General features: G+C 71.1%; 1 protein-coding gene. It reads right to left on the bottom strand.

Translation table 11 applies throughout. The features are described 5' to 3' along the window. Positions 1-298, bottom strand: a 298-nt coding sequence (locus ACL02T_RS35045) for a transposase (protein WP_412835113.1), incomplete at both ends; no start/stop codon positions are given.

Here is a 298-nt window from a genome sequence, read left to right as displayed (position 1 = left end):
GGGGTGTTCGTCGGGTCGTTCGACGAGCTTGCCGGCCTCGAAGGTGGCGCCGGCGCGGACGAGCGCGACGAGGTGTGGCGTGTTCACGGCGCGCCGGCGGGCCTGGGCAGCCTCGACGAGCTTGAACGCCATGGCCAGCCCGGCCGCGCGGGAGCCCGGCCCGCGGGTGATCTTCGTCCGGTGCCTGACCGTGGCGAAGGTCGACTCGATCGGGTTGGTCGTGCGCAGGTGGATCCAGTGCTCCGCGGGGTAGTCGTAGAACGCGAGCAGCTCGTCGAGATCATCGGTGAGCTTCGCG

It is taken from the genome of Pseudonocardia oceanicola (genome assembly GCF_047200735.1).
In the GTDB taxonomy this organism is placed as follows: domain Bacteria; phylum Actinomycetota; class Actinomycetes; order Mycobacteriales; family Pseudonocardiaceae; genus Pseudonocardia.
This window is presented reverse-complemented; position numbering and strand designations above follow the sequence as displayed.